This is a genomic window from Mesorhizobium sp. M0166 (genome assembly GCF_040322255.1).
GTDB lineage: Bacteria > Pseudomonadota > Alphaproteobacteria > Rhizobiales > Rhizobiaceae > Mesorhizobium.
Map to the genome: position 1 here is coordinate 393,965 of NZ_JAMYTD010000003.1, position 7,645 is coordinate 401,609.

The following is a 7,645-nucleotide window of genomic DNA, read 5'->3' on the forward strand; positions in this document are numbered from 1 at the left end:
CCGGAATTCAGCCTCGGACCGTCCGTTCACTTCACCGACATGCTCGGCCCGCCCTCGACCGCCAGCACCAGCCGACGGTTGGTGACCCTTGCCAGCTGTGCCAGCCGGCCGGCCGGCCGCTCGCCGTAAAGATCGGCCAGCGCTGCCGGCAGCACCAGCGCCAGCACGCCATTGCCGCGGTTTTCCCATTTCAGTCGCGGCATGACACCCGGCATTGCCGCGCTCAGCAAATAGACGACGCGCAGCAGCGCGGCCAGCACGCGAGCCCGCTCGAGATAGCGCGGTGTCGCCAGTCCGCGGATTTCCGGAGCGGCTTCATTGAACACGCCCTCGTGGCGAAACAGGCTGACAAGCGCCAGGAAGGCGCGGCCGGGATGGTCGACGCCGATGAAGGAGGCATGGGCGATGATATTGAGCGATTGCTTGCCGCGATATTCGGGATGGGCGCGCCAGCCGATATCCGCGAGCAGGCAGGCGGCGTGGCGGTAGCGCGCCTCATCCCTGGTCTCGTCGATGCCGAAGGCGGCGAACGCCTTGCCGGTCCATTCGACAAGCTCATGCGCGTGGTCGACCGAGCGCGAGCGCAGGCGGGCGAGCTCTTCCGCCGCCGAGATCAGCGGATCGGCTTTCTGCTCGGCCTTGTCGAGCAGCGAATAGAGAAAGCCCTCGCGCACGCCCAGCGCCGAGACGATGATCTTCGACGGCTGCATCGCCGCCATGATCTCCTGCAGCACGATGGCGCCATAGGGCAGCAGCGAGCGGCGGTTCTTGGAGATGCCCTCGATGCCTTTGATCTTATCGATCTCGGCCTTGGCGACCTGCCGGAGGAAATTCGCGGCGCTTTCGATGCCGATCTCGTAATGATGCATGACGCCGAGCGGGTAGTTGGTCATTTCCATGTGCAGCCGGGCGAGGTTTCGCCAAGTGCCGCCGACCGTGTAGAAGGCCCTGCCCTGCCCGCCCTTCAGCAATTTCGCCCGTGCCAGTTGCTCGCGCGTGATCCTTGCCGCCTGGCTCAGCGAGTTCTTCGCCATGTCCTGCAGGCGCAAGCCGCCCAATGGCAACGTGATGCCGTCACCGATCGTCTCACCATCGATGTCGATCAGTTCGAGGCTGCCGCCGCCAAGGTCGCCGGCAATGCCGTTGGCCGGGTGGAAACCGGAGATGACGCCGAGCGCCGAATAATGGGCTTCCTCGCGGCCGCTCAGCACCTGGATTTCGGTCTTGAGCACGTCCTCGGCGCGGTGGATGAAGTCGGGGCCGTTGACGGCCTCGCGAGCGGCGGCGGTCGCCAGCACATACATGCGCTCGGCGCCGGCCTGGTCGGACAGCGCGCGGAAGCGGCGGAACTCTTCCATCGAACGCGTCACCGCCTCGGGATCGAGCTTTCCGGTCGAAACGATGCCGCGGCCGAGGCCGGCCAGCATCTTTTCGTTGAACAGCAAGGTCGGCGAGCGCGCCAGCCCCTCATAGATGACAAGACGAATCGAGTTCGACCCGATATCGATGATGGACAGCGGTCGGCGGTCCTGGAGCCGGCCCTGGGACGCTGAAATCATCAGCCCGTCGCTGCGTTCTGTTTCTTGCGGCGTTTGAACTGCGCGATGCGCTTGGGCGCATGCGACTTCAACGCATCGCCCCGTCCGGACAGGCTCGGATTGGTCATGAAATATTCCTGCGCGTTGAACGGTTCCTCGCCCTCTTCCAGCACGACGCGCCGGGAGGTTCCGTCAGCCAATACGTCGAAACTTTGCTGGTTGTCCATGATGTTGCCGAGCATGATCTGGCCGAGCACCTGCTCATGCACAGTTGGATTGGTGATCGGCACCATGGTCTCGACGCGGCGGTCGAGATTGCGCGGCATCAAATCGGCCGAGGAGATGTAGACGATCGCCCCGTCCGATGGCAGGCCGTGGCCGTTGCCGAAGCAGTAGATGCGGCTGTGCTCGAGGAAACGGCCGACTATCGACTTCACCCTGATGTTCTCCGATAGGCCGGGCACCTGCGGCCTCAGGCAGCAGATGCCGCGCACGACGAGATCGATCTCGACGCCGGCGCGGCTGGCATCATAAAGCGCATCGATGACGATCGGATCGACCAGCGCATTCATCTTCATCCAGATGCGGGCCGGCCTGCCCTCCAGCGCGTGGCTGATCTCGTCCGAAATGTGCTTGAGGATGCGGTCGCGCAGCGTGAACGGCGAGATGGCCAGCCGCATCTGCTCGGCCGGCTCGGCATAGCCGGTGATGAAGTTGAACAATTGGGCGACATCGCGCGCGATCGTCGGGTCGGTGGTGAAGAAGGACAGGTCAGTGTAGATGCGGGCGGTGACCGGGTGGTAGTTGCCGGTGCCCAGATGCACGTAATTGCGCAGCCTGCCATCCTCGCGCCGCACCACCAGCGACATCTTTGCGTGGGTCTTCAGTTCGAGAAAGCCGAAAACGACCTGAACGCCGGCGCGCTCGAGGTCGCGCGCCCAGCGGATGTTGGCCTCCTCGTCGAAGCGCGCCTTGAGTTCGACCAGCGCCGTCACCGACTTGCCGGCCTCGGCGGCGTCGACCAGAGCGCGTACGATCGGGCTGTCATTAGAGGTGCGGTAGAGCGTCTGCTTGATCGCCACCACTTCCGGGTCGGCCATTGCCTGGCGCAGGAACTGCACCACGACGTCGAAGGATTCATAGGGGTGGTGGACGATGATGTCCTTCTCGCGGATGGCGGCAAAGCAATCGCCGCCATGCTCGCGGATGCGCTCGGGGAAGCGCGGATTGTAGGGGGTGAATTTCAGATCGTCGCGGGCGACGGCGACGATCTCCGAAATCTGGCTGAGCGCCAGCGGACCGGTGAGCACGCTGATGCGGCTTGCCGAGACGCCAAGCTCGCCGGCGACGAAGTCGCGCAATTCGGGCGGCATCAGCATGTCGAATTCGATACGGATGACCGAACCGCGGCGGCGGCGCTTCAGCGCCGTCTCGAACAGCCGCACCAGATCCTCTGATTCTTCCTCGACCTCGATATCGCTGTCTCGGATGATGCGGAACGTGCCGGAGCCCTTGACCTCATAGCCTGGGAACAGCTTGCCGATATAAAGACCGACCGCCTCCTCGAGCGGGATGAAGCGGACATGGCGCTTGCGATCCGGCAAACGGATGAACCGCTTCAGCGCCATCGGCAGGCGCAAAAGCGCACTCATCTCCTCGCCGTTCTTGCGGTGGCGCAATTGCAGCGCCATCGAGAAACCGAGATTGGGAATGAACGGGAACGGATGCGCCGGATCGATCGACAACGGCGTCAACACCGGAAATACCTGCTCCTGGAAATGGTCCTCCAGCCAGGCCTTCTCGTCCTTGGTCAGGGCATCGCGGGTGATGCTTTCGATGCCCTCCTTGTCGAGCAGCAGCATCAGCGCCGAAAGGCTTTTCTGCTGGTCCTCCTGCAGGCGCTCGACCTCGCGCAGCAATTGTTCGAGCTGCTGCTCGGGCGTGCGGCCATCCGGGCTCTTCAGCACGATGCCCTCGCGCACCTGGCCGGCAAGACCGGCGACGCGGACCATGAAGAACTCGTCGAGATTGGCTGCCGATATCGACAGGAAGCGAACGCGCTCGAGCAGCGGATGATTGGCGTTCAGCGACTCTTCGAGCACGCGCCGGTTGAATTGCAGCCAGGAAAACTCGCGGTTGACGAAGCGGTCGGGATTGCCGCCTTCGCGGCTCGCCGCCTCGACGGTGATGAATTCGTTCTGGACCGGCTTCAGTTCGTTCATGGTTTCCGCTCTTCCAACACCGTTCGACGACCACAGCCTTAACCGGCTTAACTTATCCTCTGACAGGCTTTTGCGACAGTTTCATTTCATCGATCTTGCAAAGAGACGAGTTATGATCCAGATGCAATCGACAAGATCAGGAGACGACGATGGCAGGCGGTTCTATTCCCCATTTCCAGAACGATGCGGGCTATCCGGCAATCGACATCGGCGTCAAGGAATTCATGTGCACCGGCGCCAATCCGCCTTTCGACCACCCGCATGTATTTCTCGACATGGGCGACGACAATGAAAAAGTCTGCCCCTACTGCTCGACGCTCTATCGCTATTCGCCGAAGCTGAAGGCATTGGAAACGCAGCCGCCGGGCTGCCTCTATCTCGACCAGGCCGCCTGATTCTTCCGCGACAAGCCTGATGCAGGAAATGCAGTCCCGGCAGGTGGTCATCGCCGGGGCGGGCGTCGCCGGGCTGACCGCGGCACTGGCCTTCGCCGAGCGCGGCTATCGGATAAAACTGTTCGAACAGGCGCAGCACCTCGAGGCTGCCGGCGCCGGTATCCAGCTTTCGCCCAACGCGACGCACATCCTACGGCAGCTCGGCGTACTCGGTCGGCTGTTGCCGACGGCGGTGCGCCCGGAGGCGGTCGTGCTCAAGGATGCCGCCACGCTGCGCCAGCTGGCTCGCGTACCGCTTGGCCAGGCGGCAGAAACGCGCTGGGGAGCGCCCTATCTCGTTGCCCACCGCGCCGATCTGCAGTCAGCGCTGATGGAGCGGATAGCCGAGCGGCCCGAGGTCGAGCTTGTCACCGGCGCCTGCGTCGGCAGCGTCGCCACTGGACCGAATGGCATCACCTCAACAGTCGAGGTTGCCGGCACGGCGATCGAAACGGAAGCATCGTTGCTGATCGGCGCCGATGGCGTCTGGTCGTCGGTGCGAGAAACGCTTGCCCGCAAGGCGGCCGAATTCGGTAGGAGCCGGTTTTCGGGCGAGCTTGCCTGGCGCGCGACGGTGGCCGCTGACAGCCCCGCCGGACAAACCTTTGCAGCGGTCGGTGCGCCCGATTGCGTTAGCGCATTCCTCTATCCCGGCTTCCATATGGTCGCTTATCCGGTCAGCCGTGGCACTGCCTTCAACCTCGCCGCCTTCACCAGGGGCAAGCGTATCGCCGAGGGCTGGTCGGGGCATGCCGACCCCGCCAGCCTCTCAAGCGCCATGCGCGGTACCGCGCCGGCGCTGGTCCGTCTGGCGAGCGAGGCCGCACCATGGACGGCATGGCCGATCCACACCGTCGAGCAGCGGCGGTGGACGACGCCGCAAGGCATCGCGCTAATCGGCGATGCGGCGCATGCGATGACGCCGTTTGCCGCGCAGGGCGCGGCGATGGCGATCGAGGACGCGGCGACGCTTGCCGGCTTCGTTGCGGCCTCCACAGCCGACCTTGAGGGGGCACTTGCCGCCTGGGAACAGGCGCGGCGGCCGCGCGTCGCCCAGGTCGCCCGCCGCGGCGCCGTCAATCGCCTCGCCTGGCATGCGGCCGGGCCGGTGGCGATGGCCCGCAACCTGTTCCTGGCAATGCGCTCGCCCGAAAAACTCGCCGCCGATCTCGATTGGCTCTATGGCTGGCGGGCGCGCGAGTCTGGGGATCGGCGGTGAAGCGCGAAGGCCGGCGGGACAGAGGGGGGCGCGAAGGATCGCGGCGTTGATCAGCCGGAACCCTCTTCAATTGTAAAGCTGCATCGACAGGCCGAGCGAGGCTGGCAGCGGGTTCCACCAGCCGGTGCGCAGGCCGGCCGTGCGCAGTGCCGCCGCCGTCCAGGTGTTGCAGCCGACCAGTGCGTTGAAATGACCGTTGGCTTCGAAGAAACGATCGAAGCGGGAATAGGCCGCACTCTCGATCGGCATGGCCCCGTTCGGCCCCTGCCGGAAGCTTGCTGCAATGTAATCGAGCAGCGCCGTAAACCGCGCCTCGCCGATGTCGAAACCCGCGACGTTGGGATGCGGTTCGGCGATTTCGCCGGAAATGTCGACATGCATCACCGAGGCATCGACGGTCAGCGCCTTCATCACCGGCACTGCCTTCAGCTCCGACCAGGTCGGCGTCTCCAGATAGAAGGCGCGGCCACCCCAGCCGAAGACGATGTAGCGGACCTCCGCCATGTCGGCCGGAATGCCGGCATCGACCAGGAAGTGGAAGCGCCGGCGCACATCGTCGTCGACCGGAATGGCGATGTCGGTGTGGATCGGATTTTGCAGCACCAGGATACGGTGGCTTGCGCCGATCGGATCGGCAACGGCCGCCGGCCAGAGCGGGCGCGGCAGCAGCGTGCCCAGCGCTACCGCTAGCGCTATTGCAACGGCCAGCAGCCCAAGAAAACGGGCAAGCTTCTTCATGGGAAAGGCATAGAACAAGCAATGCTCAAGGTGAAGCCTCTCCGAAAGTTGCACAGCTGACTTAGAGCTTGACGCGTATCCTCCCCAGGAGGATATGCTGAGGCATGTCAGATCACCTCCACGCCTCGCATCCTTCCATCATTAAGCGCCTGAAGCGCGCGCAAGGACACCTCGCGGCGGTGCTGGCGATGATCGAGGCGCATCGCCCGTGTGTAGATCTGGCGCAGCAGCTTCATGCCGTCGAAAAAGCCATCAGCAGCGCCAAGCGCGAGCTGATCAACGACCACATCGAGCATTGTCTGACGGACAGCGTGGAAACCGGCGGCAACTCGCTGGCGGAACTCAAGCAGCTGGCGAAGTATCTATGAACAATGTCGTGGCCCGCATTCTGGACTGGCTCGGGTTCGGCTCGCAGGCCGCACATCATCACGGCGATCACGGTCCGCACGGTCACACCTATGGCGTCATCGATGCGACAATTGCCACCACCGACCGGGGCATCTGGGCAATCAAATGGTCGTTCGTGATCCTGGCGATCACCGCAGCATTGCAGATGGTCGTGGTTGTGCTGTCGGGAAGTGTGGCGCTGCTGGCCGACACAATCCACAACATCGGCGACGCGACCACGGCGATCCCGCTATGGATTGCGTTCGTGCTGGCGCGGCGCAAGCCGTCGCGGACCTTCACCTATGGCTTGGGTCGGGTCGAGGATCTGGCCGGCATCATCATCGTACTCATCATCCTGTTCAGCGCTGTAGTCGCCGCCTACCAGGCCATCGACAGGCTGATCAATCCACAAGTGGTGACACACCTCGGCTGGCTGACTGCGGCGGGCATTGTCGGCTTCCTCGGCAACGAGGCGGTTGCCGTGTTCCGTATCCGCGTCGGCCGCGAAATCAACAGCGCGGCACTGATTGCCGACGGCTACCACGCCCGCACCGACGGCCTTACCAGTCTTGCCGTGGTCATCGGAGCCCTCGGCGTCTGGCTCGGTTTTTCCTTGGCCGACCCGATCGTCGGCCTGCTGATCACGATTGCGATCTTCGGTATCGTCTGGCAATCGGCCCGCTCGGTGCTGACCCGCATGCTGGATGGAATCGAACCCGGTGTGATGGATGAAATCCGACATGCCGCCGAGCATGTTCCGGGCGCACGCATTGTCGATGCCAAGGCGCGCTGGATCGGTCATCGATTGCACGCCGACATCGCAATTGCCGCAGACGAAACCTTGCCGCTGTCGGAAGCGAACAAGATCGCAGCAGCGCTGAAGGACGAACTGTCCCAGCATATGCCGGCCTTGGCTGAGGCGAATGTGCGGTTTTCAACCGAACGTGGAGAGAACGACCATCCTCACGAGCACACGCAGGACCATGGCCACATGCACTGACGCTCGCCGATTTTCTGCTAGATGTTTAGTCCCGGCATTTGCTGGAGCGGATTGAGAGTGAAGCGCTCGGGCTGGGAAGCCCATGCCTTGCAGATGAACTCGTAGGG

Annotated in this window: 6 protein-coding genes and 1 pseudogene; 4 read left to right on the forward strand and 3 right to left on the reverse strand. The window is 63.7% G+C overall.

Going from position 1 to position 7,645, the window contains the following annotated elements; genetic code table 11:
* Positions 1–26 precede the first annotated feature (26 nt).
* Together ppx and NKJ46_RS06535 are read right to left on the reverse strand one after the other, a co-directional pair.
* Positions 27–1,559: an exopolyphosphatase gene (gene ppx / locus NKJ46_RS06530; RefSeq protein WP_352663324.1), complete on the reverse strand. Its 1,533-nt coding sequence runs from the start codon at positions 1,557–1,559 to the stop codon at positions 27–29.
* Complete coding sequence (locus NKJ46_RS06535) at positions 1,559–3,760, reverse strand: RNA degradosome polyphosphate kinase (RefSeq protein WP_352663326.1); 2,202 nt, start codon at positions 3,758–3,760, stop codon at positions 1,559–1,561. Before NKJ46_RS06535 ends, ppx begins: the two co-directional genes overlap by 1 nt.
* Before the next feature lie 149 nt (positions 3,761–3,909).
* Here NKJ46_RS06535 and NKJ46_RS06540 point away from each other — a divergent pair, with 149 nt between their 5' ends.
* Complete coding sequence (locus NKJ46_RS06540; RefSeq protein WP_023677627.1) at positions 3,910–4,155, forward strand: zinc-finger domain-containing protein; 246 nt, start codon at positions 3,910–3,912, stop codon at positions 4,153–4,155.
* Positions 4,156–4,174: 19 nt separating this feature from the next.
* A complete protein-coding gene (locus NKJ46_RS06545; RefSeq protein ID WP_352663328.1) occupies positions 4,175–5,413 on the forward strand; it encodes an FAD-dependent monooxygenase in 1,239 nt (412 codons plus the stop codon).
* Between the two features lie 66 nt (positions 5,414–5,479).
* Here the strand turns inward: NKJ46_RS06545 and NKJ46_RS06550 are convergent, their stop codons facing one another.
* Positions 5,480–6,151 carry a TIGR02117 family protein gene (locus NKJ46_RS06550; RefSeq protein WP_352663330.1) on the reverse strand — a complete coding sequence of 224 codons (672 nt, stop codon included), beginning with the start codon at positions 6,149–6,151 and terminating at the stop codon, positions 5,480–5,482.
* 104 nt (positions 6,152–6,255) lie between these two features.
* Between NKJ46_RS06550 and NKJ46_RS06555 the strand changes: the two genes are divergently transcribed.
* Together NKJ46_RS06555 and NKJ46_RS06560 are read left to right on the forward strand one after the other, a co-directional pair.
* On the forward strand, positions 6,256–6,519 hold the full coding sequence (locus NKJ46_RS06555; RefSeq protein WP_352452777.1) for a metal-sensing transcriptional repressor: 264 nt from the start codon (positions 6,256–6,258) through the stop codon (positions 6,517–6,519).
* Positions 6,516–7,535: pseudogene (locus NKJ46_RS06560) on the forward strand (cation diffusion facilitator family transporter); the annotation flags it as partial. The gene NKJ46_RS06555 and the pseudogene NKJ46_RS06560, both read left to right, overlap by 4 nt.
* Between the last annotated feature and the right edge of the window lie 110 nt (positions 7,536–7,645).